1 protein-coding gene is annotated in these 279 nt (G+C 70.3%); it reads right to left on the bottom strand.

Annotation, left to right across the window (positions count from 1 at the left end):
- Positions 1-273, bottom strand: a 273-nt coding sequence (locus tag AAEZ10_RS27285; RefSeq protein WP_502947714.1) for a ferredoxin reductase domain-containing protein, incomplete at its 3' end; no start/stop codon positions are given.
- Between the last annotated feature and the right edge of the window lie 6 nt (positions 274-279).

A 279-nucleotide genomic window follows, 5' to 3' on the forward strand; every position in this document is an offset into this window, starting at 1 on the left:
GTTGCGCGGCGTGCCGATCGACAACTCGGCGCCGACGCTCACGTCGTCGTGCAGCGAACGCGAGCCGCCGCGCGACCGCGCTTCCTTCTTCACCGCGAACAGGTAGCTGCCGCGCTCGTCGGGGTTGCCGCACAGCGAGTATTGCCGCGTGATGCCGGACGGCGCGGTGACGTCGATATGGGCGCCCGGTTCGTACGCGTCGAACGGCTGGCCGTCGACGCGCGAGACCCGGAAACAGCGGATGTCCTGCGCCGCGTCGATCAGCGCGTCGATCCGGAC

This window comes from Pseudomonas sp. H26/SER47-MNA-CIBAN-0231 (genome assembly GCF_040310465.1).
Taxonomy (GTDB): Bacteria; Pseudomonadota; Gammaproteobacteria; order Pseudomonadales; family Pseudomonadaceae; genus Aquipseudomonas; species Aquipseudomonas atacamensis.